We start from the raw sequence: 23,977 nt of genomic DNA on the forward strand, positions 1-23,977 counted from the left end.
TCGGGCCAGGGACGGCCCGTCGGCGCGTACCTCCGGAGCAAGCCCGGAGCGAGGGAACCCCCGGAGCGCAGCGTAGGGGGCCGGATGATGGGAGCCAGCGTTTTTTGGTTACTTTTTGTCGCGTTTGACAAAAAGTGACCCGCCGTAAGGGCGGAAAGGTGACGAAAAGCCGACATCGTCAATGAATGCGCGTACATCTACCAAAGCAATCACCATGGACTACGAACCCGAACCCGAACCCGAACCCGAACCCGAACCCGAACCCCTCAACTCACCCCATATGCCCCTGATCCAGCAAAATCGCCTCATCCAAAGCCTCCAACAACCCCTTGCGCACTTTCAGCTTGGTATTCTTGTGCGCCAGCATGTTCAGCTTCTTCAATTCCCGGGCAACCTGATGCGCCTCATCGAGCAACCGCTCAGCCGGCACAACCTTGTCAACAAACCCCGCATCCAGCGCATCCCGAGGCTCGAACATCTCGGCATTGATCACCGACCGGTGGAAGGCCGAACGGCGCAGGCGATCGCGGGCCAGTTCGATGCCTGCATGGTGCATGGTCATACCGATCTGCACTTCATTCAGACCGATCTTGTACGGCCCCTCGACACCAATGCGGTAATCAGCCGACAGCAGCAAAAACGCACCCTTGGCCACGGCATGGCCAGGGCAGGCGACGATCACCGGGAACGGGTGCGACAACAGACGACGGGCCAGGGTGGAGCCAGCAGTCACCAGGCCTACCGCCTCCTTGGGGCCGGCAGTCATTACCTTGAGGTCGTAACCGCCAGAAAGAATGCCCGGCTGGCCGGTGATGATCACCACCGCGCGCTCTTGCGCGGCGCGGTCCAGGGCTGCGTTGAACGCTGTGATGACATCCGGCGAGATGGCGTTGACCTTGCCGTTGTTGAGGGTCAGGGTGGCGACGCCGTCTTCGGCGTGGTAGGTAATCAGCTCGCTCATGGCAGAGTCCTTTAGGTGGCGTGGCGACGACGTTACCCAGCACCGCCAGCCAGGTAAAGCAGCAAGGCTGACTGGCCAGTCAGCCTTGGCCTGTGATCCCGCAGTACAGCAGGGCAGGCACTTCAGGGGCGGTAAAAGCGCTGGCGACAATGGCAGCATTGCCCTGATGGCTGCGGCTTTTCGGCGGAAGGGCTTAAGCGCATGAAAATTCTGAAAAAAATGCTTGCCAAAGAAAAGACCTTCGACTAAATTAGCGCGCCTCGACAGGCTGAACAGCTTGAAGAGAAACGGTGAAGTGTCCGAGTGGTCGAAGGAGCACGCCTGGAAAGTGTGTATACGAGAAATCGTATCAAGGGTTCAAATCCCTTCTTCACCGCCACATTCTGCGAAAAGCCCCCGAATCGAAAGGTTCGGGGGCTTTTTGTTTTCTGGGCCCAGGGTGCGCTTTATTCATAGTGGGTCCAAAGCCGCAGCACCTTGACCACCTGATCATCCTGCAGCACCTGATAGACAAGGCGGTGCTGAATGTTGATGCGCCGGGAGTAAGCGCCGCTCAGGTCTCCCACCAGCTTTTCGAAAGGTGGCGGATTCTGAAAGGGGTTTGCCTGTACTACCTCCAGCAAGGCTACTGCCTTTTCTTTCAGGCCTGCTGCAGCAAGCTTCTTCGCGTCCTTCTGGGCCTGTTTGGTAAAAGCGAGCTGCCAGCTCACCAGTCAAGGTCCTTGGCGCATTCGTTCACTGGCTCTTCCATGCCTTCCTTGATGGATTCGCGCATGCCTGGGGTGGACAGCAGGTAGAGCGTTTCCTGGATGGCTTCCCAGTCCTCGGCAGAGATGAGGACCGAATTGGTGCGCTTGCCCGAGATCATGATCGGTTGGTGGGACTCGGCGGACTGATCCATCAGTCGATAGAGGTTGGTACGCGCTTCGCTGGCAGTCAGTATTCGCATGGCGCCTGGTCTCCTGAAATTTCAGGCATCGTACGCCAAGACGTACGCATTGGTAATGCCGCTTTGTCGCCGCATGTGTGCAGCTTCCCGTGTGGGATACCGGCTTGGCTGTGTGGGGGGGCTAGCATTTTTGCCAGTTGGAAGACTGATCGCCAAGCGCTAGCGTGGTCGCCAAATAAAGGACCACCGGCGGGAGGTGGCCAATGGCGAGCGTTGCATCATGGCTTGCGGATTGTCACGACGGGTTGGTTAACGGTGAGCCGGCGCAGAACTTCACCACCCTATGTGAAGGGCTGACCGAGTATCGGCTGGAGATGTCCGATGAGCAGTGGCGCGCGGATATCCTGCCCGCCTGTCGAAGCCATGCCCTGGACCAGTTGCTGCTCGAAGACCCTTATACCCGCCGCGCCAGGGAGCGCCCACGGGGTTATGCAGGCGACGCGGTGATGATGGATTACAACTACTTCCGCACGCCGCCAGATGCCTGCAGCGAGCTCGGCAGGCAGCTATTTTTCAGCGTGACCGCTTCCCCCAACGGCGCAAGCGTGCGTTGGCGACGGGCGCACCTCGCTGACTTGATCGACAGCCAGGCGTGGCGCTGTGATGCACTTTCAGTGTTGGCAGTGGCGTGCGGTCATTGCCGGGAATGTCTGCTGCTGCCCAGCGAAACCTTGCAAGCCATCGAGACATTCATAGCCCTGGACCAGGATCCCGACAGCCTTGAAGTTGTGCGCAAGACCCTGCCCGCGCAGATCGTGCCGCGCAGGATGGCCGCACAATCGCTGGTTCGCGAGCCAAGCCTGCGCGGCTTCGACCTTGTCTATTCGGCAGGTCTTTACGACTACCTCGCCGAGCCTGCAGCAGCGGCGCTGACCCGCCTGCTGGTCGAGCGTACCGCGCCCGGCGGCACCGTGCTGATCGCCAACTTCACACCGGACAACTGGGGGCGCGGTTATATGGAGGCCTTCATGGATTGGCATCTGGTACTGCGTACTCGGGACGACATGCGCAGGCTGGTGCCCGTAGCAGGGGTTGCCAGCAGTTGCGTGTACTTCGACCCTTATCGCAATGTGGTTTACCTGAAGATGATCAAGGCCTAGGTTTTGTACGAAAAGTGCCTGCGCGACGATCATGCTGCGTTGAAAACAGGCTCGGAATGCTCATTTACAACCCGTAAACTCCGCTTCCTCGCCTGTTTTCGCCTTGCCTGATCGCCGCTCGGCGACTTTTCGTACAAACCCTAGAAACTCACCGAAGCCGACAACCTGGCCGTACGCGGCGCCCCCGGGAACAGGTAGTTGTCCCCCAGGTAATCCCCCACATCGCGCCAGTAGCGCTTGTCGAAGACGTTATCCACCGTCAGGCGCAGCACGGTGTCATAGCCACCAATCTGCGTGCGGTAGCGGCTACCGATATCGAACACGGTGTAGCCGCCCACCTCGACGTTGCCAGCCTGGCTCGCATACTTGCTGGCGCTGTAGCGCGCGCCGCCGAGCAGGGCCAGGCCAGGGACGGGCAGGGCGTAATCGGCCTGCAGCGCCGCGCGCAGGCGCGGCACGTTGATCGCCTGGTGGCCCTCGTAAGTGTCGGTGCCGCTGTTCTGCACCCGCGCGCGGATCGCCGCAGCGCTGGCGTGAATCTGCAGGTTCGAGGTGACGTGGCCGCTGGCGCCCAACTCCAGGCCGGTGTTCTTCTGCTGGCCCTGCTGCACGTAGGTGAAGCCGGTGCCCTCGGGCCGGGCGTACTGGTAGGCCTGGCGGATCTGGAACAGCGCGGCGCTGAAGCTCATGCCCTGCCAGTCGCGCTTGATGCCCACTTCCAGCTGGCGCGACAGGGTCGGGGCGAGGATTTCACTGGCGTTGCTGGCAAACCACGGCGCGGTGCCGCCGGCCGACAGGCCTTTGGAATAGCTGGCGTACAGCGTGGTGTCCGGCTGCGGCTTGTAGATCAGCGCGGCGTTTGGCAGCAGCTGGTACTGGCGGGTATGGCGGCCGGCTTCGCCGCCTTCCTTCCAGGTCTTTTCGTCCAGGCGCACTTCGCGGGCGCCGATCACGGTCTGCCAGTGTTCGTTGAAGGTGATGCGGTCGCTGAAGAACAGGCCGTACTGGCGGCTGTCCAGGCGGCGCTCGCTGTCGCCGACCGGGGCGCTGGACGGTTGTACCGCGGGCGCGTCCTCGCCGATGTTGCCGCTGCCCACCAGCATGTTGTAGTAGGGGCGCTGGTCGAGGGTGCGGCGCTGGGCGCTGGCGCCCAGGGTCAGTTCATGGTCTACGCCCAGCGCCCGGAAGCTGCCGTCGAGCGTGGCCTGGGCCTCGTCGGTGCGGCGGGTGTCATCGGGGCTGCGGAAATCATAGATGTCGTAATCGCCCGAGGGGCTGAAGTGCGCGGCATTGCCGCCGTCGCTGCCCCAGGCGAAGGCGCTGTAGTCGTCGATCACCACCTCGCTGCGCGAGGCGCTGAGGGTGCTGTTCCAGTTGTCATTCAGCCGGTACTTGAAGCGCCCGCCCAGGTTCAGCGAGTCGTTCTGCACAGGCTTGGCCCACTGCTGCCAGGCCAGGTGGTCCTTCGGGTTCACACCGTGGGGCAGCGACGTGCCGCCCAGCAGCTGGTAGCCCGGCACCGAATACTGCTCGCGGTGCTGGTACTCGGCATCCAGCTCCAGCACGGCATCGGGGTTGATCTGCCAGTCGAAGGCCACCGAGGCGAAGTCGCGCTTGCCGTCGGCGTGATCGACGTAGGAGCGGATGTCTTCATGGGCCAGATTCACCCGCACACCGAACTGGCGTTCAGCGCCGAACCAGCCGCCCAGGTCGGTGGCCAGATAGCGCTCGCCCTGTTCGTTGCTCGACACACTGACGCTGCGTACATCCTCGGTGCGCTTGGTCACGTAGTTGACCAGCCCGCCAGGCTCGGACACGCCGCTCTGCAAGCCCGACAGGCCCTTGAGCAGTTCCACCTGCTGCTTGTTCTCCAGCGCCACGTTCTGCTCGCCGGCGATGGTCTGGCCGTTGATCTTGTAGCTGCTGGCGGCGTTAAGCTCGAAACCGCGCACGTTGAAGTTCTCGTAGTAGCCCACCGGCGCATAGCTTTCGCCTACCGAGGCATCGCTTTGCAGCACTTCGCTGAGCTTGCGCACCTGGCGGTCGTCCAGCAGCTGGCGGCTGAACACGCTGACCGCCGCCGGGGTGTCCAGCACGGGCGCTGCGTGCAGGCCGCCGACCTGGGCCTCGCGCACCTGGTAGCCTTCGCTTGCGTAGCTGTCGGTGACCCGCACCGGGGCCAGGGTAACGCTGTCATCGGCCAGGCCCTGGCCACTGTGCAGGGCCAGGCCCAGGCCGAGCAGGCCAAGGGGCAGGCGGGGGCGAAGCGGGGTCATGCAAGGCTCCTTGAATAGGCGCGCGTCAGCGGTGGGTGTTGGCTGTCGGGCAGGCGCGGGCCGCCGGCGTTGCGCCGGGCAGGCAGGCAAAAAAGGGCGCCATGTTAGCAGGCACGCAAGCACGCGTGCCCGCTTAAAAGCGGGCACTTATGGGGAGTAACGTTTAAGCCCGGTGAAAATTCAGGCGGCAGCCGGGCGCTGATGCCGGCGCCAGCTGTCGTCGATCTTCGACCAGGTCTTGCCATCGGTGATGGCCATCAGCTTGCGCCCGTCCTTGAAAGTAGCGAGGAAGGTCACTTCATCCTCCTTGCCGCCCAGCAACAGCCCGGCCAGCAGCCCCACCGGGCCTGCCACCAGTGCACCGGCCATGCCCCAGCCGATGGCGCTGCCCAGACTGCGGGTGGACTCGAGGTTGGCAAGCTTCAAGTCGGTGATGCGGGTCAGTGAAATGCGCTCGCCAGGCGAGGGGCTGCGCGGGGTCTTGAGTGTGAGCGCTCCATTGCGATACTCGCCTTCACCTTGCAAGAAATCGCCGGATTGCACCGTGAGTCTTGTCATCGTGTCGTCCTGTCGGGAAAGGGCTTCTTGACCAGCGCCTACTGAGCGCTCCGGCCGTTAGCAAGTCAACGGCCAGGCGACGGAGGGTCATGTGGCCAGTTGTCGCGGTAACTATCCCTGCGGATAGGCGATGGTTCGAGTGAACATTAGCGGGTCGCATTTTCATAATTAAACTTCGAACTTTTGAACACGAAACCCGGCAGTCATTAACGGGACTCATGGTTTTACAAGTGCTCTGCCGTACAAGGGGACTTTTCGCAAAGAGTTGCTGTTTTCGAAAATGAACAAATATGCAAAAAACTGCTGGACAGAAAGTTTCTGAATATGTCAGTTTTTTTGCGCCTCATAAGGGCGAGTGACAGGATGAACTCGCCAGGTGGGAGACTCCTGTCGGACATCAACTGCTTTTTGTACACAAGGAAGTTAACTGCATGTCAAAAGCCACACTCAATGCCGTTGCTCCAAGCGCGGCCGCGCTGCAACCCCACGGGCCGAGTGCCACTGCCGGGCTGGTGGAGCGTTTTGCCCACCAGTACGACCGTGGCGGCGTCGATATCAACGGCAAGCCCTCGTTCAGCGTCGACCAGGCGGCGGACTTCTTGTTGCGCGATGGCGCCGCCTGGAAAGACCTGAACAAGGACGGCACCATCAGCCTCACCTACAGCTTCCTCACCCGCGCACCGTCGGACTTCTACAGCCGCGAACTGGGCAGTTTCAGCCAGTTCAGCAGCCTGCAGAAAGACCAGGCCAAGCTCGCCATGCAGTCCTGGGCGGACGTGGCCAAGGTCACCTTCACCGAGTCGGCCAGCGGCGGCGACGGCCACATGACCTTCGGCAACTACAGCGCCAACGACGGCGGTGCGGCGTTCGCCTACCTGCCGTTCGATCAGCCCGGCTCGCACAAGGGCGAGTCCTGGTACCTGATCAACAGCGGCTACCAGGTCAACACCAACCCCGGCACCGGCAACTACGGGCGCCAGACCATCACCCACGAGATCGGCCACGTGCTGGGCCTGTCGCACCCCGGCGACTACAACGCCGGCGAAGGCAACCCCAGCTACCGTGACGCCTCCTACGCCCAGGATTCGCGCGGCTACAGCGTCATGAGCTACTGGAGCGAGAGCAACACCGGGCAGAACTTCATCAAGGGCGGCGGGCAGTACTACGCCTCGGCGCCGCTGATGGACGACATCGCGGCCATCCAGAAGCTCTACGGCGCCAACTACGCGACCCGTTCCGGCGACACCACCTACGGCTTCAACTCCACCGCCGATCGCGACTACTTCTCGGCCACCTCGGCCTCGTCGAAAGTGGTGTTTGCGGTGTGGGACGGTGGTGGCAACGACACCCTGGACTTCTCGGGCTTTACCCAGAACCAGAAGATCAACCTCAACGAGGCGTCGTTCTCGGACGTGGGCGGCATGGTCGGCAACGTGTCCATCGCCAAGGGCGTCACCGTGGAGAACGCCATCGGCGGTTCGGGCAACGACCTGCTGATCGGCAACCAGGTGGCCAACCTGCTCAAGGGCGGTGCCGGCAACGACATCCTCTACGGCGGTGGCGGTGCCGATACGCTGTGGGGCGGCAGCGGTGCCGACACCTTCGTGTTCGGCGCGGTCAGCGACTCGACCCGGGCCGCGCCGGACCGGATCATGGACTTCACCTCGGGTGTGGACAAGATCGACCTGTCGGGCATTGCCGCGTTCGCCGTGGACCACCTGCCGCTGACCTTCGTCAACGCCTTCACCGGCCATGCCGGCGAGGCGGTGCTGAGTTACGACCAGGCGACCAACCTGGGCAGCCTGGCCATCGACTTCACCGGCAACAGCCTGGGTGATTTCCTGGTGACCACCGTTGGCCAGGCCGCAGTCACCGACATCGTGGTCTGATGCATGGGGGCGGCGCTTCGGCGCTGCCCCTTCTGCCGAAGAGGCCAAGCGATGCGAGTGAGCAACCCTTTGATCGCGCTGTGTGCGATCCCCCTGATGTGGATGACCGAGGTAGCCATGGGCAGCAGCCTGTTACTCCCCAACCCCGCGCAACTGGCCGGGCGTTGGCAGCTTTACGCCGAACAGCCGCAGGGCCAGCCCTGCGAGCTGCGCCTGGGCGCCAGCGAAGGCCAGCTGGACGGTGACTTGGCGTGCGCCGAGCGCCTGCTCGGGCTGCGCCCCGGCAGCTGGCTGGTGACCCCCGACACCCTCGCCCTGGTGGGCGCTGACGGCAGCAGCGTGGTGCATTTCAGCCGCCAAGCTGCCCAGCGTTATACCTGGGCTGCGCCGGACGGCACGCAACGGGTACTTGAGCGCTTGAACCCATAACCCCCGCCTGGAACTTGTAAAGTTCCAGCCAGACAGGGCGAAACATGAAACTTCCGAGCCACAAGCCCGGGGCGCCCTTGTGGGCGGCGCTCGGCCAATACAAATCGACCTTGATCAGCGTGGGCTGTTTTACCGCCTTGATAAACCTGCTGATGCTGGTGCCGTCGATTTATATGTTGCAAGTGTACGACCGTGTACTGAGTTCACAGAACACCACAACTTTATGGGTGCTGACGCTGATGGTCGTCGGCTTCTTCGTTTATATCGGTGCGCTGGAGGCGGTGCGCAGTTTCATCGTTATCCGGGTGGGCAACCAGTTGGAAAAAAGTTTCAACCTGAATGTTTACCGCGCCGCCTTCGAACGCAACTTGCGCCAGCGTGACGGCGCCGCCGGGCAGGCCCTGGGTGACCTTACCCAGCTGCGCCAGTTCGTCACCGGCCCTGCGCTGTTCGCCTTCTTCGACGCGCCGTGGTTCCCGCTGTACCTGGCGGTGATCTTCGTCTTCAACCTCTGGCTGGGGGTGATGGCCTGCGTCGGCGCGGTGCTGCTGATTGGCCTGGCGCTGCTCAACGAGCGCCTGACCCACGCCACCTTGGCCGAGGCCAGCCAGTACCAGCTGCAATCGACGCAACTGGCCGGCAGCCAGTTGCAAAGCGCCGAGAGCATTCAGGCCATGGGCATGCTCGGCGCCCTGCGCCAGCGCTGGTTCGCCCTGCATGTGCGCTTTCTCGACCTGCAAAACCGCGCCAGCGACACCTCGGCGGTGGTCACCGCCACCAGCAAGGGCCTGCGTCTGTGCCTGCAATCGCTGGTGCTGGGGCTGGGCGCGTTGTTGGTGATCGAGGGGCAGATGACCCCGGGCATGATGATCGCAGGTTCCATCCTCATGGGCCGGGTGCTCAGCCCGATCGACCAGCTGATTGCCGTGTGGAAGCAGTGGAGCGCCGCGCATCTGGCCTACCAGCGCCTGGACAGCCTGCTGCGCGAACACCCCGAGCCCGCGGCGCCGATGCCGTTGCCGGCACCCACCGGGCAACTGGCGGTCGAGCAGGTTAGCGCAGGCCCCCCCGGGCGCAACCTTGCGACCTTGCAGCAGGTCAGTTTCAGCCTGGCCCCGGGTGAGTTGCTGGGGGTGCTGGGCGCCTCGGGCTCGGGCAAGTCGACCCTGGCCAAGGTGCTGGTGGGCGTGTGGCCGACCCTGGCCGGGCAGGTGCGACTGGACGGCGCCGAGCTCAGCCAGTGGGACCGCGAAGCGTTAGGCCCGCACATCGGCTATTTGCCGCAGAACATCGAGCTGCTGCGCGGCAGCATCGCCGAAAACATCGCCCGCTTCGGCGAGCTGGACGGCCACAAGGTGGTCGAGGCCGCGCGCCTGGCCGGGGTGCACGAGCTGATCTTGCGCCTGCCGCAGGGCTATGACACGCGCCTGGGCGAGGCGGGCGGCGACCTTTCCGGTGGCCAGAAGCAGCGCATCGCCCTGGCCCGGGCCCTGTATGGCAACCCCTGCCTGGTGGTGCTGGACGAGCCCAACTCCAACCTCGACAGCCTTGGCGAGGCGGCCTTGGCCAATGCCCTGCAACAGCTCAAGGCCCTGGGCCGCAGCGTGGTGCTGGTGACCCACCGCAGCGCCGCGCTGGGCCAGGCCGACAAGCTGCTGGTGCTTAACGAAGGCCGCTTGCAGGGCTTTGGCCCGGCCCGCGACATCCTCCACGCCCTGGGCCAGGGCCCGGCGCAACGCCCGCTGCAGGCCGGGGGTGGCGCATGAGCCGGCATGAGCGCGACGCGCGCTTTCACGTGCGCCTGGGCTGGTGGCTGACCCTGGCCGGCTTCGGTGGTTTCATGGCCTGGGCCAGCCTGGCGCCGCTCGACCAGGGGGTGCCGGTGCAGGGCACCGTGGTGGTTTCGGGCAAGCGCAAGGCGGTGCAGTCGATGGCCCCTGGGGTGGTCAGCCGGATTCTGGTCCGCGAGGGCCAGCAGGTGCATCAGGGCGAGGCGCTGTTCCGCCTTGACCGCACCCAGGTGCAGGCCGATGTCGCTGCCTTGCAGGCCCAGTACCGCACCACACTCGCCAGCCTGGCGCGCTGGCAGGCCGAGCGTGATAACCGGGCGCAGTTGACGTTTGCCGCCGAACTGCTGGGCGATGACGACCCGCAGCTGGGGTTGATTGTTGAAGGCCAGCGCCAGCTGTTCGACAGCCGCCGCCAGGCCCAGGCCCGCGAGCAGGGCGCGCTGGCCGCCAGCATCGACGGCTCCCAGGCCCAGCTGGCCGGCATGCGCCGCGCGCGTGGCGACTTGCAGGCCCAGGCCGACTCGCTGCGCGAGCAACTGGACAACCTGCGCCCGCTGGCCGGCGAGGGCTACATCCCGCGTAACCGCGTGCTCGAGTACCAGCGCCAGCTGTCACAGGTGCAGCGCGACCTGGCACAGAACGCTGGCGAAAGCGCGCGGCTGGAGCAGGTGATCGTCGAGGCCCGGCTCAACCTGCAGCAGCGCCGCGACGAGTATCAAAAAGAGGTGCGCACGCAACTGGCGGAGGTTCAGGTCAAAGCCGCAACGCTTGAGCAGCAGCTCAACTCGGCGCGCTTCGAGTTGCAGCACAGTGACATCGTCGCCCCCGCCGACGGCATTGCCGTCAACCTAGGGGTGCATACCGAAGGCGCCGTGGTGCGGGCCGGCGACACCCTGCTGGAAATCGTCCCGCAGGGCACGGCGCTGGAGGTGGAAGGGCGCCTGCCGGTCAACCTGGTGGACAAGGTGGCGATGCAGATGCCGGTGGACATCCTGTTCACCGCCTTCAACCAGAACCGCACGCCGCGGGTCAGCGGCGAGGTGGCGCTGGTGTCGGCCGACCAGTTGCTCGACGAACGTACCGGCCAGCCGTACTACGTGCTGCGCAGCACGGTCAGCGAAGCGGCGCTGGCGCGCCTGAACGGCCTGGTGATTCGCCCGGGCATGCCCGCCGAGCTGTTCGTGCGTACCGGCGAGCGCTCGCTGCTCAATTACCTGTTCAAGCCCCTGCTCGACCGCGCAGGGTCTGCGTTGACCGAACAATAAGGACCGCCCGTGAAGACCTTTGCATTGACCGGCCTGCTGGCCGCCTGTGCCTGCTGGCCGGCGCAGGCGGCCATGGGCCCGTTCCAGGTGTACGAACAGGCGCTGCGCCGCGACCCGGTCTACCTGGCTGCCTTCGAGCAGCGCGAGGCCGGCCAGGAGTACCGCGCCATCGGCCGTGCCGGGTTGCTGCCGAGCCTTTCGTACAACTACAACAAGGGCCGCAACGACTCCCAGGTGCGCTACCTGGGGGATTCGCGACGCCAGCAGGAGGACCGCACCTATAGCAGCATGGGCTCGTCGTTCACCCTGCAGCAGCCGTTGTTCGATTACCAGGCCTACGCCGCCTACCGCAAAGGTGTGGCCCAGGCGCTGTACGCCGACGAGAGCTTTCGCGACCAGAGCCAGCAGTTGCTGGTGCGGGTGATGACCAGCTACACCCAGGCGCTGTTCGCCCAGGACCAGATCGCCATCAGCGTGGCCAGCAAGCAGGCGTACCGGCAGCAGTTCCAGCAAAACCGGCGCCTGTTCGCAGCTGGCGAGGGCACCCGCACTGACATCCTCGAGGCCCAGGCGCGTTTTGAGCTGGCCGATGCCGAGGAAATCCAGGCGCGTAACGATCAGGACGCCGCATTGCGCGAGCTGGGGGCGCTGATTGGCGAGCCGGCAGTCAGGGTCGAGGACCTGGCGCCGCTGGACAGCGCGTTCGCCCTGCCGCAGGTCGAGCCCCAGGGCTATGAAGCCTGGCAGGCGCGGGCACTGGCCGAAAACCCGCAACTGGCCTCATCGCGCCAGGCGGTGGAGGTAGCGCGCCAGGAGGTGGAACGCAACCGTGCCGGGCATCTGCCCAAGGTCACCGCCTATGCCAGCTCGCGGCGCCAGCAGTCGGACAGCGGCAACACCTACAACCAGCGCTACGACACCAACACCGTCGGTATAGAGGTGAGCCTGCCGCTGTTTGCCGGCGGCGGCGTGTCGGCCACGACCCGCCAGGCCAGCCGGTATATGCAGCAGGCCGAGTACGAGCTGGACGGCGCCACCCGCAGCACCCTGATCGAGCTGCGCCGGCAGTACAACGCCTGCCAGTCCGGCGCCAGCCGCTTGCGCGCCTACGAGCGGGCACGGGTGGCGGCCGAGGCGCTGGTGCTGTCGACGCGCAAGAGCGTGCAGGGCGGCGAGCGGGTCAACCTCGACGTGCTCAATGCCGAGCAGCAGCTGGCAACCACCCGCCGCGACCTGGCCCAGGCGCGTTACGACTACCTGCTGGCGTGGATCAAGCTGCATTACCAGGCAGGGGTATTGAGCGATGTACAGCTGGCGCGGGTGGATGAAGCCTTCGTCAGTGCCAGGCACTGAATCAGCGCCCCCTTGTAGGAGCCGGCTTGCCGGCGATAGGGCCCGCCCAGGCGTTCGCTGGCACCGGCTGCGCCGGTGATCGCCGGCAAGCCGGCTCCTACAGGATTGCGCAGAACCTGAATCAGACGCTGTATCTGTAGGAGCGGCCTTGTGTCGCGAAAGGGGCGCGAAGCGGCCCCAGGATTTTTGCATCATGCAGAATTGCCGGGGCCGCTGCGCAGCCCTTTCCGACCGGTCCGGCGCCCCGGCAAGGCCGCTCCTACAAGGCCGCAGATCGCCTCCGGTCAGGCTGTTGCCGCTTCCAGCTTCACCCGCTTGCGCTCGGCCAGCGCCCACACCAGCAAGGCCAGTGCGCCGATCACCAGGCCCGTGACGACGATGCCGTCCCAGCCGTACACCTCGAACAGTTGCGTGCCCAGCAGCGACCCCAACGCGCCACCGATGAAATAGCAGGTGATATAGCCGGCATTGAGCCGGGTGCGCGCCTCGGGGCGCAGCACGATCACTGCGTTCTGGTTGCTCACGTGCACCAACTGCACCGCCAGGTCCAGCAGTAGCACGCCCAGCAGCAAGGCTGCCAGCGAGCTTTGGGCAAAGCCCAGCGGCACCCACGACAGCAGCAGCGCAGTCAGGCCCACGGTGGTGCCCAGCGCACCTTTGCCGCGGTCGGCCAGGCGCCCGGCCCAGTTGGCGGCCAGCGCACCCGCCGCGCCGGCCAGGCCGAACAGGCCGATCACCGCGTCCGAGTAGTGGTACGGCGCATTGCTCAGCAAAAACGCCAGCGGCGTCCAGAACAGCGCGAACAGGCTGAACGACAGCAGCCCCAGCAGCGAGCGCAGGCGCAGCACCGGCTCTTCGGCGAACAGGCGGAACACCGAGCCGATCAGCGCCGGGTATTTGAGCCCGGCATGGCTGTGGTGCTGCGGCAGGCTGCGGTACAGGGCCACGGCGGTGATCGCCATCAGCACCGCGGCCAGCACATAGATGCTGCGCCAGCCGCCCAGCTCGGCCATGAAACCGGCGGCGGTACGGGCCAGCAGAATACCCAGCAGCAGGCCGCTCATCAGCGTACCCACGGCGCGGCCGCGCTGGTCGGGGGCGCTCAGGGCGGCGGCCATGGGCACGAGAATCTGCGCCACCACCGAGAACAGCCCGGTCAGCGCGGTACCGACGATCAGCCACGGCAGATTGGGCGCGCAGGCGCTGATCACCAGGCCTGCGGTCGAGATCAGCACCATGGTCACGATCAACCGACGCTGCTCGAACAGGTCACCCAGCGGTGCCAGCAACAGCAGGCCGGCGCCATAGCTGAGCTGGGCAGCGATGACGATGCTGCCGGCGCTGGCGGTGCTCAGGCCGAACTGCTCGGCGATGCTGTGCAGCAAAGGTTGTGCGTAGTAGTTGCTGGCCACCGCCAGGCCGGTGGCGGTGGCCATCAGCAGGATCAGGGCGCGACTGAGTGTCGGGGTGTGCATGGGGGCTCTCGTGGCAGGCAAGGAGGAATGCGGACAAGTATCAGGAAGTGTCTGGCATGACGCCAATGTATAGTTTTCAACTTGTCCATCTTGAAAACAGATAGATCATGAACCTCAAGCAACTGGAGTACGCCCTGGCGGTGGCCGACAGTGGCAGTTTTACCCGCGCCGCCGAGCGCTGCCATGTGGTGCAGTCGGCGCTCAGCCACCAGGTGGCGCGCCTGGAGGCGCAACTGGGGGTGAGCCTGTTCGAGCGCACCTCGCGGCGGGTGCGCCTGACCCCGGCCGGCGAGGCCTTCGTGCAAAGCGCGCGGCCGGCGGTGGAAGCGGCGCGGCGTATCGCCGACGACGTGGCCGCCGCCTGCGGGCAAGTGCGCGGGCGCCTGTCGATTGGTGAGATCAGCTCGTTGACCGCGCTGGACCTGGTGGAGGTGCTGGAGGTGTTCCACAGCCGTCACCCGGATGTGGACGTGCGCTGGCTGACGGCCAAGAGCGAGCTGCTGGTGGCCGACGTGATCGAGCGGCGCCTGGACGTGGGCTTTATCGGCCTGTGGCAGGGCGAGGTGTTGCAGGGCGTGCAGCATCGGCTGCTGGCGCGGGAGGAACTGGTGGCGGTGCTGCCCCTCGGGCACCGGCTGGCGGGGAGCACGCAGCTGGCACTGGCGGAACTTGCCGGCGAGGTGCTGGTGGACTTCCCCGAAGGCACCGGGGCGCGGCGGCAAACCGACGAGGCATTCCAAGCGGCGGGGCTGCTGCGCCGGGTGCAGTTCGAGATCGGGCATATTCGCCTGGTGGAAAAGTTCGTGCAGCGCGGCATGGCTGTGGGGCTGGTGCCCGAACGCATCGCGCGGGGTTTCCAGGGGGTGGCTACGGTGGCGCTGGCGGGGGCACCGGTGCGTCACCTGTATGCCGTCTGGTCACCCAGCCCGACGCCGGCAGCGCGGGCGTTTCTGGAGGTGATGGAACAAAACCTGTCTACCACAGGGTAATGCGATCCTCTGTGTAGGAGCGGCCTTGTGTCGCGAAAGGGCTGCGCAGCAGCCCCGGCGATCTTGAGCAATATCAAGAGCCTGGGGCTGCTGCGCAGCCCTTTCGCGGCACAAGGCCGCTCCTACAGGGGGCATGCCCTTGGCTCAGGCCGAGAACCCGCCATCCACCAGCAGGCTGGCACCGGTGATGTAGCCGGCTTCGGGGCCTGCCAGGTAGGCCACGAAACTGGCGATTTCTTCGGCTTGCCCATAACGCCCGATGGCCATCAGCGGGATCAGGCTCTCGGCGAACTCGCCGCTGGCCGGGTTCATGTCGGTGTCCACCGGGCCAGGCTGCACGTTGTTCACGGTGATGCCCTGCGGCCCCAGGTCGCGGGCCATGCCCTTGGTCAGGCCGACCAGTGCCGACTTGCTCATGGCGTAGGGCGCGCCACCGGCAAACGGCATGCGTTCGGCGTTGGTGCTGCCGATGTTGATGATGCGCCCGCCCTGGCCCATGTAGCGGGCAGCCGCTTGGCTTGCAACGAACACGCTGCGCACGTTGACCGCCAGGGTGCGGTCGAAGTCGGCCAGGTCAAACTCGGTGATCGGCGCCACCGCCAGCACGCCGGCGTTGTTGACCAGGATATCGATGCGGCCGAAGGCTTTCGCGGCGTCGTCCACCGCCAGTTGCAGGGCGGCGGCGTCTGCGCTGTCGGCGCGCAGGGCCAGGGCTTGGCCGCCGGCGGCCTTGAGCTCTTCGGCCAGCGCTTCGGCGGGGCCTGCGGAGCTGACGTAGGTGAAGGCCACCTGCGCGCCTTCTTTGGCCAGCCTGCGGACGATGGCTGCACCGATACCGCGCGAGCCGCCTTGGACGAAGGCTACTTTGCCTTCGAGGGTAAGTTGCTGGGACATGCTGATCTCCTGCTGGAAGCAAGGCCGGATGCCTTGGATGGACGCAGTATCGACCGATGATTACCTGCTGATAAGATGGCAATCGCTATTAGCTGAGTAAACCTTTGGTTGGTAATCATGGCCACGGAATCGTTCAATGCCCTCGAGTGCTTCATTCGCAGCGCCGAGGTGGGCAGTTTTGCCGAGGCGGCCCGGCGCCTGAGCATCACCCCGGCGGCGGTGGGCAAGCACGTTGCCCAGCTGGAAGCGCGCCTTGGGGTGCGGCTGTTCCAGCGTAGTACGCGCAAGCTGACCCTGACCGAGGCGGGGCAACGTTTTCTCGGTGAGGTCAGCGACAGCTTTCGCACCATCCAGTACGCCGTGGCCAACCTGGCCAGCGCTGAAGGCCAGCCGGCCGGCTTGCTGCGGGTGAGCATGGGCACGGTGTTCGGGCGCTTGTATGTGCTGCCGTTACTGGGCGAGTTTTTGCGCAGGTTCCCGGCCATCACCCCGGACTGGCACTTCGATAACCGCCAGGTGGACCTGATCGGCCAGGGTTTCGATGCCGCCATCGGCGGCGGCTTCGACCTGCCGCCGGGGGTGGTGGCGCGCAAGCTGGCCCCGGCGCACCGGGTGCTGGTGGCTTCACCTGATTACATTGAGCGCTGCGGGGCGGTGCAAGACCCGCAGAGCCTGCAACGGCACGACGGCATCCTGATCCGTTCGCCGCAGACCGGCCGGGTGCGCTCGTGGCCTTTGACCAGCCGCTGGCAGGAGCAATGCCCGCTGCAACTGCGCCAGGCGATGACCATGAGCGATTCCGATGCCGCGTGCGCAGTGGCCGAGCAGGGCCTGGGCATTGCCCTGGTGAGCCTGCCGTTCGCCGTGCCGTACATGGCGGCAGGGCGCTTGCAGCGGGTGTTGCCGGACTGGTACGTGGACGATGGGCATATCAGCCTGTACTACGCCGGGCACAAGCTGCTGCCGGGCAAGACCCGGGTGTTCATCGATTTCTTGGTGGAGCAGTTTGCCGTGCAGGGCTTGGCCGATAAATTCAATGCCCTGCACGAGCCTAGCGGCAATCCCCTGTAGGAGCCGGCTTGCCGGCGATAGGGCCATCAGCTTTGCCACAAGGCCTGAACCTGGGTTGGCAGGGCCGGCCTCATCGCCGGCAAGCCGGCTCCTACAAGGGCGCGTGTCAGGTTACATCGATGATGTACTGAACCTGCGCCACCCCGTTGACCACCAGGCTCACCTCGTCATCGAGCTTCTTGCCCATCAGTTGCTGCCCCAGCGGCGCGCGCGGGGTGATCACGGTCACCAGTGCGTCGCCTTCGCCGATCTTCAGCCCGGCGCCTTCGGGCCCGATGAACACCCGGCGCTGCTGCCCGTCTTCATCCTCAAGCGTCACCAGGCAACCAACCTGAATGCCCCGCGCCGGGTCGTAATCGCGCAGCACCAACTGCTGGTAGGTCAGCAGTGCCTGGCGAATCTCGGCGGTACGCCGGGCCTGGCCGGTGGCCAGGTACGACGCCTCGAGCCCCAGGGTGTCGTACTTGTTCTCGGCGATGTTCTCTTCGGCGGTGGCGGTTTCGTAGGCGGTCTGGGCGGCGCGGCGCAGCACCTCGACGTCGTGCTCGAGGGTGGCCAGGATACGTTGCAGCAGGGCAGGCTTGTCCATGGTCAGTAGCAGAACTCCAGCACGTTGGCCTGGCTCTTGTCGGTGGGCGCGGTGCGGTTCTGCTGCAGCCAGAACTGGCACTTGGGGTTGTTCAGGTTGCGCGGGTTGCCTTGCGCCGCCTCGGCGGCCTGCTGTTCTTGCTGGTGTTGCAAAATGTCCTTGTAGCGCTCGAACATCTGCGCCTGGGCGTCCTGCGGCTGGGCCGGCGCTGCTGCTGGCGCGGGCTGTACGAGTGCCGGGGCGACGGCCTGGGCCACCGGTTGTACCTGCTCCGGCCACAGGCGCAGGGCCAGCCACAGGCTCAGGGCGATGGCCACGGCGCCCAGCCACAGGCCGAAGGCGATGCACAGGGTCAGTTGCACGGGCTTGAGGCGGATGTTCAGTTCGCGGCGGCGGGGCATGGCGGCCTCCTGGCAGGGGCGGTACGGTGGCGGCATTGTCGCATGGCGTGGCAGGTTTTTTCAGCGTCGCGCTTTAAAGCGGCGGCAATTGTGCGCAAAATCCGCGCTCGTTTTTGGCAGGTACCGTGATGAAAGCCACCTGGGACATCTTCTGCACCGTCGTCGACAACTATGGCGATATCGGCGTGACCTGGCGCCTGGCCCGCCAGCTGGCGGCCGAGCACGGCCTGGCGGTGCGCCTGTGGGTGGACGATCTGCAGCCTTTCGTGCGCCTGTGCCCTGCGGCTGACAGCAGCGCCGAGCAACAATGGCAGCAGGGTGTCGAGGTGCGCCGCTGGCCGGTTAGCTGGCCGGGCGAGGCGCCCGGCCAGGTGGTGATCGGCGCCTTCGCCTGCCAGTTGCCCGACGGGCTGGCCGAGGCCATGGCCGCCCAGCCCAGGGCGCCGCTGTGGCTGAACCTCGATTACCTGAGTGCCGAGGACTGGGTCGAGGGCTGCCACGGATTGCCGTCGCCGCAGGCCAACGGGTTGCGCAAGATGTTCTTCTTCCCGGGGTTCAGCGAAAAAACCGGCGGGCTGCTGCGCGAGGCCTCACTGCTGGCGCGCCGCGAGGCGTTCGGGGCAGACGCGCGCACGGCGTTTTTACGCGGGCTGGGCGTCGAGGTGCAGGCTGATGCGCGGCTGATCTCGCTGTTCGCCTACGAAAACCCGCAGCTACGTAGCTGGCTCGATGTGCTGGCCGCCGATGCCAGCAACGCCACCCATCTGCTGGTGCCCCACGGGCGTATTCTCGGCGACCTCGGCCAATGGCTGGGGGAGGGCGAGCTGGCGGTGGGCGCGGTGCACCGGCGTGGCGCGCTGACCGTGCAGGTGCTGCCGTTCGTCAGCCAGGACGACTACGACCGCTTGCTGTGGAGCTGCGATTTCAACGCCGTGCGCGGTGAAGACTCGTTCGTGCGCGCGCAGTGGGCCGGGGTGCCCATGCTGTGGCACATCTACGTGCAGGAGGAGAACGCCCATTGGGAAAAGCTCGACGCGTTCCTGGCGCTTTATCGCCAGGGTTTGTCGGACGTTGCCGGGCAAGCGCTGGTCGAGATGTGGCGTGCCTGGAACATCGACCAAGCGATGGGCCAGGCCTGGCAAAACCTGCAAGCGCACTGGCCGGAACTGCGCCAGCACGCCCGCCAATGGTGCGCCGCGCAGGCCGCTCGGCCGGACCTTGCCACGAAGCTGGTACAGTTTTATCGAAATTCGCTATGATACGCGGCCTCGATTTTTATAAATCCATCCAGATTCGGATACTTCGTAATGAAAACTGGTAAAGAACTGAAACCCGGTACCGTACTGCGTATCGACAACGACCCGTGGCTGGTACAGAAAGCTGAGTTCACCAAGTCGGGCCGTAACAGCGCGATCATGAAGACCAAGCTGAAGAACCTGCTGACCGGTTACAAGACCGAAACCGTATACGGTGCAGACGACAAGCTGGACGACGTGATCCTGGATCGCAAAGAAGCGACCCTGTCGTTCATCAACGGTGACGAATACACCTTCATGGACACCACCGACTACACCATGTACGAACTGAACGCCGAGGACATCGAAGCCGTTCTGCCGTACATCGAAGAAGGCATGGAAGACGTCTGCGAAGCCGTGTTCTTCGAAGGCCGCCTGGTATCGGTAGAACTGCCGACCACCATCAGCCGTCAGGTTGTCTACACCGAGAACGCCGCCCGTGGCGACACCTCCGGCAAGGTCATGAAGCCTGCCAAGCTGAAGAACGGTACCGAAATCTCGGTTGCCGACTTCATCCAGATCGACGAGTGGATCGACATCGACACTCGCGACAACAGCTTCAAGGGCCGTTCCAAGAAGTAATCCTTCTTGTTGCGAGCACAAAAAAACCCGGCCTTGGCCGGGTTTTTTTGTGCCTGTTCGCGGCATAAGGCGCACCCTCTGTAGGAGCGGCCTTGTGTCGCGAAAGGGGTGCGTAGCGCCCCCAGGATCTCGGCTTCATGCAAAATCGCCGCGACCGCTTTGCGGTCCTTTCGCGACACAAGGCCGCTCCTACAGGAGGCGTGTGCGTTACACGCTCACGTGCAGGCGCACATCGACATTGCCGCGGGTGGCGTTGGAGTACGGGCAGACTTTATGCGCCTTCTCCACCAGTGCCTCGGCATCGGCCTGGGCCAGGCCCGGCAGGTTGATGTTGAGGTCGATGTCCAGGCCGAAACCGCCCGGGATCTGGCCGATACCCACCTTGGCGGTGATCGACGCATCGGCCGGCAGGGCCTTTTTCTCCTGGCCGGCGACGAACTTCAGGGCGCCGATGAAGCAGGCCGAGTAGCCGGCGGCGAACATCTGCTCGGGGTTGGTGCCGTCACCGCCGGCGCCGCCCAGCTCTTTCGGGGTGCTCAGCTTGACTTCCAGCTTGCCGTCGCTGGAGCGGGATTTGCCGTCGCGACCGCCGGTGGAGGTGGCTTCTGCGATGTACAGCGGAGTGACCTTTTGCATCTTGAGCCTCATGTGTGTGCTGTGCGCCGGGGGGCGCTGGGTGGGTGTGGGCTTAATTTAGCGCTCAATTAATTTGCGCGCAAGATAATTTTTTGGCCATGGCGCCAAACGGCCAGATCACAGCATAGACGTCAGAGGTTTTCTTGCAGCTGTGTGCGCAGTTGCAGCAGGTCGGCCTGCAGTTTACGCAGCTGTTCGGCGCTGCGCCCGCTGGCCTTGAGGATGCAGTGCGGCACCTCGCGGGCCTGCTGTTGCAGTTCGCGGCCCTTGTCAGTCAGTTCCACCAGCACCACCCGCTCGTCCTCGCGGCTGCGGGTGCGCTTGAGCAGGCCTTCGCTTTCCAGGCGCTTGAGCAGCGGGGTGAGGGAGCCGGGGTCGGTGAGCAGGCGCTGGCTGATCTCGCCCACGGTCAGGCCGTCCTCCTGCCACAGCACCAGCATGGCCAGGTATTGCGGGTAGGTCAGGCCCAGGGCCTGCAGCAGTGGCTTGTAGACCTTGGTCATCAGCAGCGACGTGGAGTGCAGGGCAAAGCACACCTGGTTGTCCAGCAGCAGCTCGTCGCAGGGGGCTTGGGTGTCGGCGTTCATGCAGGTCCTTGAATTCGGTCAGGTGAGAAATCTAGCACGCGATTTGTTTGCGCGCTTATTGCCAGCGCAGCTCGCTGCGCAGCGCCAGGTCCCAGGGGGGCACCGGGCTGAAGCGGCTCTTGAGGAATTCGAGCAGCAAGCGGCTGCGAGAGTTCGTTTCATGTTCAAGGCGCAATGCATAGATGCCTGTGGTTTCAGGGGATGGCAGGCCGTTGTCGCAGAACAGCGGGATCAGTTCACCGCGCAGCAGGTACTCGCTGATCAGCCAGGTCGGCAGGTGCGCCACCCCCAGGCCGGCCAGGGCGCCGAACAGCAGGGTTTCGGCGTTGTTGGCGGTCATGCGCATGCGCGCCGGGCGGTACAGCCGGGCCTGGCCGGCCACCGCAAAGCGCCAGGCGAAGGGCGGCGCCAGGCCATCCCAGTCCAGGCCATCGTGCTGCGGCAGCTCGCTGGGGCAGGCCGGCACGCCGCGGCTGGCCAGGTACGCGGGGCTGGCGCAGGCGATGCGCACCATGTACGCAAGCGGCGTGGCCACCAGGCGGGTGTCGGCCAGGGGGCCGGCGCGCAGCACCAGGTCGACCTCGCCCAGGTGGCTGCCGTGCAGGTCGACGAAGCTGTCGATCAAGCGCAGTTGCACATCCAGCCCCGGGTAGGCCACCAGGAAGTCCGCAATCGCCGGGGCCAGGTGGCGGCGGCCAAAGGCGGCCGGGGCGTCGATGCGGATCAACCCTTCCGGGGCGTTACTCAGCGACACCGCCTCGGCGCGGGCCAGGCGCAGCTCTTCGATGATGCGCCGGGCCCGTTCGGCAAAGGCGTTGCCGGCCGGGGTAGGGCGCACGGCGTGGGTGCTGCGCGAGAACAGGCGGCTGCCGACGGCGGCTTCCAGGTTGTCGATGCGCCGGGCAACGGCAGATGGGGTCAGCGGGTGGCGGCGGGCAGCGGCAGAAAAACTGCCGGTGTCCAGCACGTCGAGGAACAGGCTGAGTTGTTCGGTGAGAATATCGGGGCTCATGGCGGGCTCTGCTTGTGCGTAATGCGCATAGCCATTGTGCGCTGCTGTGCGTTTCCCCGCCAGCCGCGACTGGGTAGCATGCCTGCATCGTTTAAGCAGGTTGGATGAGGCAGATGGTCGAGTGGTTGTTGTATATCGTGTTGGGCGCGGGGTTGGGCACCATGGGCGGGCTGTTCGGCATTGGCGGCGGGTTGATCGCCATCCCGGCGCTGGGCGTGCTGTTTGGCCTGGACCAGCAACTGGCCCAGGGCACCGCGCTGGTGATGGTGGTGCCCAACGTGCTGCTGGCGCTGTGGCGCTACCACCAGCGCAACCGCATCGAGCTGCGCCATGCCGTGCCGCTGTCGCTGTGCAGCTTCGTGTTCGCCTGGCTGGGGTCGATCTGGGCGGTGGGCATCGATGCCCACGCCATGCGCCTGGGGTTCGTCGGTTTTCTGGTGGCGTTGGCGGTGTGGAACGTGGCGCGGATGTTCCTGCGGGTGGCGCCGCCGAGCAGTGAACTGCGCTACCCGTGGCCATGGCTGGGTGTGCTGGGCAGCTTTGCTGGCACCATGGGCGGCTTGTTCGGGGTGGGCGGGGCGGTGGTGGCAACGCCGATCCTGACCAGCGTGTTCGGCACCACCCAGGTGGTGGCCCAGGGCCTGTCGCTGGCACTGGCGGCGCCCAGCACCATGGTGACCCTGGCGACCTACGGCGTGCACCACAGCGTGGACTGGAGCATTGGCATTCCGCTGGCGGTGGGCGGCTTGCTCAGCATCAGCTGGGGGGTGAAGCTGGCCCACGCGCTGCCGGAGAAGGTGCTGCGCGGGATGTTCTGTGTGTTCTTGGTGGTGTGTGCGGTGATGCTGGGGTTTGAGCTGTAATCACGGTTCTCTGTAGGAGCCGGCTTGCCGGCGATAGCGTCCGTTCAGGCGCCTTCGTCAGGGCAGGTGACGCCATCGCCGGCAAGCCGGCTCCTACAGGGGCTTGCGTTACTTGAACCCCTCGACGATGTACCCGGCCATGCAGTCGGTGATCGGCGATTGCTGCTGCGAATTGCGCAGCAGCATCACATTGGCCACGTGCAACTGCGGTAGCCCGTCGCTTTCATCGAGCATGCGCAGGTTGCCGCCGATCAGGCTCTGCAGTTGCGCGGTCACCGCCAACCCGGCGCTGACGATGGCGAACAGCGCTGCAAGGCTCGGGCTGGTATAGGCGATGCGGTACTCGATGCCGTGCTGCTCCAGGGCGTTGCAGGTCCAGGCGCGGCAAAAGCAGTCGGTGTTGAACAGCGCCAGCGGCATCGGCCGCTGTTCCTGCGGGCAAAAGCCGTGCGCCGCTGCCCAAACCAGGCGCTCCTGGCGCAGCAACTGGCCCACTTCGTTGCCTGGCTCGCGGGTGACGATGGTCAGGTCCAGGTCCTGGCGCTGCATCAGGTGCTTGGACGAGTCGCAGTGCACCTCGACGTGAATCAGCGGGTAGTCCTGGGCGAAACGGGTGAGGATGCCGGGCAGAAAACGCATGGCGTAGTCGTCCGGCGTGCCGATGCGCACCACCCCGACCATGTGCGGCATGCGCAGGGTATTGAACACCTCGCCATGCAGCTTGAGGATGCGCCGGGCATAACCCAGCAGCACCTCGCCCTCGGCGGTCAGGCGCACCTGGCGGCCTTCGCGCTCGAACAGCTGGCGCTGCAAAATGTCTTCTTCCAGGCGTTTCATCTGCATGCTCACCGCCGACTGGGTGCGGTTGACCACTTCGCCGGCGCGGGTAAAACCGCCTTGTTCAGCGATGGCGACGAAGGTGCGCAGCACCTCGGCGTCGAGGCTCTGGTACTGGGACATGGCATCAATCCTCTAGATGCATGGCATCAGAAACATTCGTTGGATTGATCCTA

The 23,977-nt window shown here is 65.1% G+C and carries 24 protein-coding genes and 1 tRNA gene; 12 read left to right on the top strand and 13 right to left on the bottom strand.

Going from position 1 to position 23,977, the window contains the following annotated elements; genetic code table 11:
• Positions 1 to 271: 271 nt before the first annotated feature.
• Positions 272 to 961, bottom strand: a complete 690-nt coding sequence (locus ACI2KK_RS20145; RefSeq protein WP_404670275.1) for a crotonase/enoyl-CoA hydratase family protein — start codon at positions 959 to 961, stop codon at positions 272 to 274.
• A 289-nt stretch (positions 962 to 1,250) separates the two neighbouring features.
• Here ACI2KK_RS20145 and ACI2KK_RS20150 point away from each other — a divergent pair.
• A tRNA-Ser gene (locus ACI2KK_RS20150) sits at positions 1,251 to 1,340 on the top strand.
• A gap of 67 nt (positions 1,341 to 1,407) precedes the next feature.
• Here the strand turns inward: ACI2KK_RS20150 and ACI2KK_RS20155 are convergent.
• Both ACI2KK_RS20155 and ACI2KK_RS20160 read right to left on the bottom strand, forming a co-directional pair.
• Positions 1,408 to 1,671, bottom strand: a complete 264-nt coding sequence (locus ACI2KK_RS20155) for a Txe/YoeB family addiction module toxin (RefSeq protein WP_404670276.1) — start codon at positions 1,669 to 1,671, stop codon at positions 1,408 to 1,410.
• The gene (locus ACI2KK_RS20160) at positions 1,668 to 1,910 is read right to left on the bottom strand and encodes a type II toxin-antitoxin system Phd/YefM family antitoxin (RefSeq protein WP_404670277.1); all 243 of its coding nucleotides are present in this window, start codon (positions 1,908 to 1,910) and stop codon (positions 1,668 to 1,670) included. The genes ACI2KK_RS20155 and ACI2KK_RS20160 overlap by 4 nt, the downstream gene beginning before the upstream one ends.
• Positions 1,911 to 2,113: 203 nt before the next feature.
• Here ACI2KK_RS20160 and ACI2KK_RS20165 point away from each other — a divergent pair, with 203 nt between their 5' ends.
• On the top strand, positions 2,114 to 3,010 hold the full coding sequence (locus ACI2KK_RS20165) for a class I SAM-dependent methyltransferase (RefSeq protein ID WP_404670278.1): 897 nt from the start codon (positions 2,114 to 2,116) through the stop codon (positions 3,008 to 3,010).
• 140 nt (positions 3,011 to 3,150) lie between these two features.
• On the opposite strand, the gene ACI2KK_RS20170 is transcribed toward ACI2KK_RS20165, so the two are convergent.
• A complete protein-coding gene (locus ACI2KK_RS20170; protein ID WP_404670279.1) occupies positions 3,151 to 5,286 on the bottom strand; it encodes a TonB-dependent siderophore receptor in 2,136 nt (711 codons plus the stop codon).
• A 180-nt stretch (positions 5,287 to 5,466) separates the two neighbouring features.
• On the bottom strand, positions 5,467 to 5,844 hold the full coding sequence (locus ACI2KK_RS20175; RefSeq protein ID WP_404670280.1) for a hypothetical protein: 378 nt from the start codon (positions 5,842 to 5,844) through the stop codon (positions 5,467 to 5,469).
• Positions 5,845 to 6,275: 431 nt separating this feature from the next.
• Here ACI2KK_RS20175 and ACI2KK_RS20180 point away from each other — a divergent pair, with 431 nt between their 5' ends.
• From ACI2KK_RS20180 to ACI2KK_RS20200, 5 genes are all read left to right on the top strand, one after another.
• A complete protein-coding gene (locus ACI2KK_RS20180; RefSeq protein ID WP_404670281.1) occupies positions 6,276 to 7,733 on the top strand; it encodes a serralysin family metalloprotease in 1,458 nt (485 codons plus the stop codon).
• A 57-nt stretch (positions 7,734 to 7,790) separates the two neighbouring features.
• A complete protein-coding gene (locus tag ACI2KK_RS20185) occupies positions 7,791 to 8,162 on the top strand; it encodes an AprI/Inh family metalloprotease inhibitor (protein ID WP_404670282.1) in 372 nt (123 codons plus the stop codon).
• Positions 8,163 to 8,206: 44 nt separating this feature from the next.
• The gene (locus ACI2KK_RS20190) at positions 8,207 to 9,928 is read left to right on the top strand and encodes a type I secretion system permease/ATPase (protein ID WP_404670283.1); all 1,722 of its coding nucleotides are present in this window, start codon (positions 8,207 to 8,209) and stop codon (positions 9,926 to 9,928) included.
• A complete protein-coding gene (locus tag ACI2KK_RS20195) occupies positions 9,925 to 11,217 on the top strand; it encodes an HlyD family type I secretion periplasmic adaptor subunit (protein WP_404670284.1) in 1,293 nt (430 codons plus the stop codon). Before ACI2KK_RS20190 ends, ACI2KK_RS20195 begins: the two co-directional genes overlap by 4 nt.
• Before the next feature lie 72 nt (positions 11,218 to 11,289).
• Positions 11,290 to 12,570, top strand: coding sequence for a TolC family outer membrane protein (locus ACI2KK_RS20200; protein ID WP_404670336.1), 1,281 nt, complete (start codon positions 11,290 to 11,292; stop codon positions 12,568 to 12,570).
• 284 nt (positions 12,571 to 12,854) lie between these two features.
• On the opposite strand, the gene ACI2KK_RS20205 is transcribed toward ACI2KK_RS20200, so the two are convergent.
• On the bottom strand, positions 12,855 to 14,045 hold the full coding sequence (locus ACI2KK_RS20205; RefSeq protein ID WP_404670285.1) for an MFS transporter: 1,191 nt from the start codon (positions 14,043 to 14,045) through the stop codon (positions 12,855 to 12,857).
• A gap of 107 nt (positions 14,046 to 14,152) precedes the next feature.
• On the opposite strand from ACI2KK_RS20205, the gene ACI2KK_RS20210 reads away from it, so the two are divergent.
• Positions 14,153 to 15,034, top strand: a complete 882-nt coding sequence (locus tag ACI2KK_RS20210) for a LysR family transcriptional regulator (RefSeq protein WP_404670286.1) — start codon at positions 14,153 to 14,155, stop codon at positions 15,032 to 15,034.
• A gap of 144 nt (positions 15,035 to 15,178) precedes the next feature.
• Here ACI2KK_RS20210 and ACI2KK_RS20215 read toward each other — a convergent pair whose 3' ends face one another.
• Positions 15,179 to 15,928, bottom strand: coding sequence for a 3-oxoacyl-ACP reductase family protein (locus tag ACI2KK_RS20215; RefSeq protein WP_404670287.1), 750 nt, complete (start codon positions 15,926 to 15,928; stop codon positions 15,179 to 15,181).
• Between the two features lie 117 nt (positions 15,929 to 16,045).
• Here ACI2KK_RS20215 and ACI2KK_RS20220 point away from each other — a divergent pair, with 117 nt between their 5' ends.
• Positions 16,046 to 16,999, top strand: a complete 954-nt coding sequence (locus ACI2KK_RS20220) for a LysR family transcriptional regulator (protein ID WP_404670288.1) — start codon at positions 16,046 to 16,048, stop codon at positions 16,997 to 16,999.
• A 106-nt stretch (positions 17,000 to 17,105) separates the two neighbouring features.
• On the opposite strand, the gene ACI2KK_RS20225 is transcribed toward ACI2KK_RS20220, so the two are convergent.
• Both ACI2KK_RS20225 and ACI2KK_RS20230 read right to left on the bottom strand, forming a co-directional pair.
• Entirely contained in the window at positions 17,106 to 17,588 is a 483-nt protein-coding gene (locus ACI2KK_RS20225) for a GreA/GreB family elongation factor (RefSeq protein WP_217888270.1), read from the bottom strand.
• Positions 17,589 to 17,590: 2 nt separating this feature from the next.
• A complete protein-coding gene (locus tag ACI2KK_RS20230) occupies positions 17,591 to 17,989 on the bottom strand; it encodes a hypothetical protein (RefSeq protein ID WP_404670289.1) in 399 nt (132 codons plus the stop codon).
• Between the two features lie 128 nt (positions 17,990 to 18,117).
• On the opposite strand from ACI2KK_RS20230, the gene earP reads away from it, so the two are divergent.
• Together earP and efp are read left to right on the top strand one after the other, a co-directional pair.
• Positions 18,118 to 19,248 (top strand): elongation factor P maturation arginine rhamnosyltransferase EarP, encoded by a 1,131-nt coding sequence (gene earP, locus ACI2KK_RS20235; protein ID WP_404670290.1) that lies wholly within the window; start codon positions 18,118 to 18,120, stop codon positions 19,246 to 19,248.
• Between the two features lie 48 nt (positions 19,249 to 19,296).
• Entirely contained in the window at positions 19,297 to 19,866 is a 570-nt protein-coding gene (gene efp / locus ACI2KK_RS20240; RefSeq protein WP_013971530.1) for an elongation factor P, read from the top strand.
• A 207-nt stretch (positions 19,867 to 20,073) separates the two neighbouring features.
• Here the strand turns inward: efp and ACI2KK_RS20245 are convergent, their stop codons facing one another.
• The 3 genes from ACI2KK_RS20245 to ACI2KK_RS20255 form a co-directional block, all read right to left on the bottom strand.
• A complete protein-coding gene (locus ACI2KK_RS20245; RefSeq protein WP_217842381.1) occupies positions 20,074 to 20,502 on the bottom strand; it encodes an organic hydroperoxide resistance protein in 429 nt (142 codons plus the stop codon).
• 131 nt (positions 20,503 to 20,633) lie between these two features.
• On the bottom strand, positions 20,634 to 21,089 hold the full coding sequence (locus tag ACI2KK_RS20250; protein ID WP_404670291.1) for a MarR family winged helix-turn-helix transcriptional regulator: 456 nt from the start codon (positions 21,087 to 21,089) through the stop codon (positions 20,634 to 20,636).
• Between the two features lie 55 nt (positions 21,090 to 21,144).
• Positions 21,145 to 22,101 carry a LysR substrate-binding domain-containing protein gene (locus ACI2KK_RS20255; protein WP_404670292.1) on the bottom strand — a complete coding sequence of 319 codons (957 nt, stop codon included), beginning with the start codon at positions 22,099 to 22,101 and terminating at the stop codon, positions 21,145 to 21,147.
• A 113-nt stretch (positions 22,102 to 22,214) separates the two neighbouring features.
• Here ACI2KK_RS20255 and ACI2KK_RS20260 point away from each other — a divergent pair, with 113 nt between their 5' ends.
• Entirely contained in the window at positions 22,215 to 22,964 is a 750-nt protein-coding gene (locus ACI2KK_RS20260; protein ID WP_217843540.1) for a sulfite exporter TauE/SafE family protein, read from the top strand.
• Positions 22,965 to 23,072: 108 nt separating this feature from the next.
• Here ACI2KK_RS20260 and ACI2KK_RS20265 read toward each other — a convergent pair whose 3' ends face one another.
• Positions 23,073 to 23,924 carry a LysR substrate-binding domain-containing protein gene (locus tag ACI2KK_RS20265; protein ID WP_404670293.1) on the bottom strand — a complete coding sequence of 284 codons (852 nt, stop codon included), beginning with the start codon at positions 23,922 to 23,924 and terminating at the stop codon, positions 23,073 to 23,075.
• Between the last annotated feature and the right edge of the window lie 53 nt (positions 23,925 to 23,977).

Source organism: Pseudomonas sp. NPDC089406 (genome assembly GCF_044900265.1).
Classification (GTDB): Bacteria; Pseudomonadota; Gammaproteobacteria; order Pseudomonadales; family Pseudomonadaceae; genus Aquipseudomonas; species Aquipseudomonas fakonensis.

Bases quoted from the DNA above. Each gene is read 5' to 3' on its own strand.
- ACI2KK_RS20145 (WP_404670275.1), bottom strand. From the start codon at position 961: ATGAGCGAGCTGATTACCTACCACGCCGAAGACGGCGTCGCCACCCTG.
- ACI2KK_RS20160 (WP_404670277.1), bottom strand. From the start codon at position 1,910: ATGCGAATACTGACTGCCAGCGAAGCGCGTACCAACCTCTATCGACTG.
- ACI2KK_RS20165 (WP_404670278.1), top strand. From the start codon at position 2,114: ATGGCGAGCGTTGCATCATGGCTTGCGGATTGTCACGACGGGTTGGTT.
- ACI2KK_RS20170 (WP_404670279.1), bottom strand. From the start codon at position 5,286: ATGACCCCGCTTCGCCCCCGCCTGCCCCTTGGCCTGCTCGGCCTGGGC.
- ACI2KK_RS20175 (WP_404670280.1), bottom strand. From the start codon at position 5,844: ATGACAAGACTCACGGTGCAATCCGGCGATTTCTTGCAAGGTGAAGGC.
- ACI2KK_RS20180 (WP_404670281.1), top strand. From the start codon at position 6,276: ATGTCAAAAGCCACACTCAATGCCGTTGCTCCAAGCGCGGCCGCGCTG.
- ACI2KK_RS20190 (WP_404670283.1), top strand. From the start codon at position 8,207: ATGAAACTTCCGAGCCACAAGCCCGGGGCGCCCTTGTGGGCGGCGCTC.
- ACI2KK_RS20195 (WP_404670284.1), top strand. From the start codon at position 9,925: ATGAGCCGGCATGAGCGCGACGCGCGCTTTCACGTGCGCCTGGGCTGG.
- ACI2KK_RS20200 (WP_404670336.1), top strand. From the start codon at position 11,290: ATGGGCCCGTTCCAGGTGTACGAACAGGCGCTGCGCCGCGACCCGGTC.
- ACI2KK_RS20205 (WP_404670285.1), bottom strand. From the start codon at position 14,045: ATGCACACCCCGACACTCAGTCGCGCCCTGATCCTGCTGATGGCCACC.
- ACI2KK_RS20210 (WP_404670286.1), top strand. From the start codon at position 14,153: ATGAACCTCAAGCAACTGGAGTACGCCCTGGCGGTGGCCGACAGTGGC.
- ACI2KK_RS20215 (WP_404670287.1), bottom strand. From the start codon at position 15,928: ATGTCCCAGCAACTTACCCTCGAAGGCAAAGTAGCCTTCGTCCAAGGC.
- ACI2KK_RS20220 (WP_404670288.1), top strand. From the start codon at position 16,046: ATGGCCACGGAATCGTTCAATGCCCTCGAGTGCTTCATTCGCAGCGCC.
- ACI2KK_RS20225 (WP_217888270.1), bottom strand. From the start codon at position 17,588: ATGGACAAGCCTGCCCTGCTGCAACGTATCCTGGCCACCCTCGAGCAC.
- ACI2KK_RS20230 (WP_404670289.1), bottom strand. From the start codon at position 17,989: ATGCCCCGCCGCCGCGAACTGAACATCCGCCTCAAGCCCGTGCAACTG.
- earP (WP_404670290.1), top strand. From the start codon at position 18,118: ATGAAAGCCACCTGGGACATCTTCTGCACCGTCGTCGACAACTATGGC.
- efp (WP_013971530.1), top strand. From the start codon at position 19,297: ATGAAAACTGGTAAAGAACTGAAACCCGGTACCGTACTGCGTATCGAC.
- ACI2KK_RS20245 (WP_217842381.1), bottom strand. From the start codon at position 20,502: ATGCAAAAGGTCACTCCGCTGTACATCGCAGAAGCCACCTCCACCGGC.
- ACI2KK_RS20250 (WP_404670291.1), bottom strand. From the start codon at position 21,089: ATGAACGCCGACACCCAAGCCCCCTGCGACGAGCTGCTGCTGGACAAC.
- ACI2KK_RS20255 (WP_404670292.1), bottom strand. From the start codon at position 22,101: ATGAGCCCCGATATTCTCACCGAACAACTCAGCCTGTTCCTCGACGTG.
- ACI2KK_RS20260 (WP_217843540.1), top strand. From the start codon at position 22,215: ATGGTCGAGTGGTTGTTGTATATCGTGTTGGGCGCGGGGTTGGGCACC.
- ACI2KK_RS20265 (WP_404670293.1), bottom strand. From the start codon at position 23,924: ATGTCCCAGTACCAGAGCCTCGACGCCGAGGTGCTGCGCACCTTCGTC.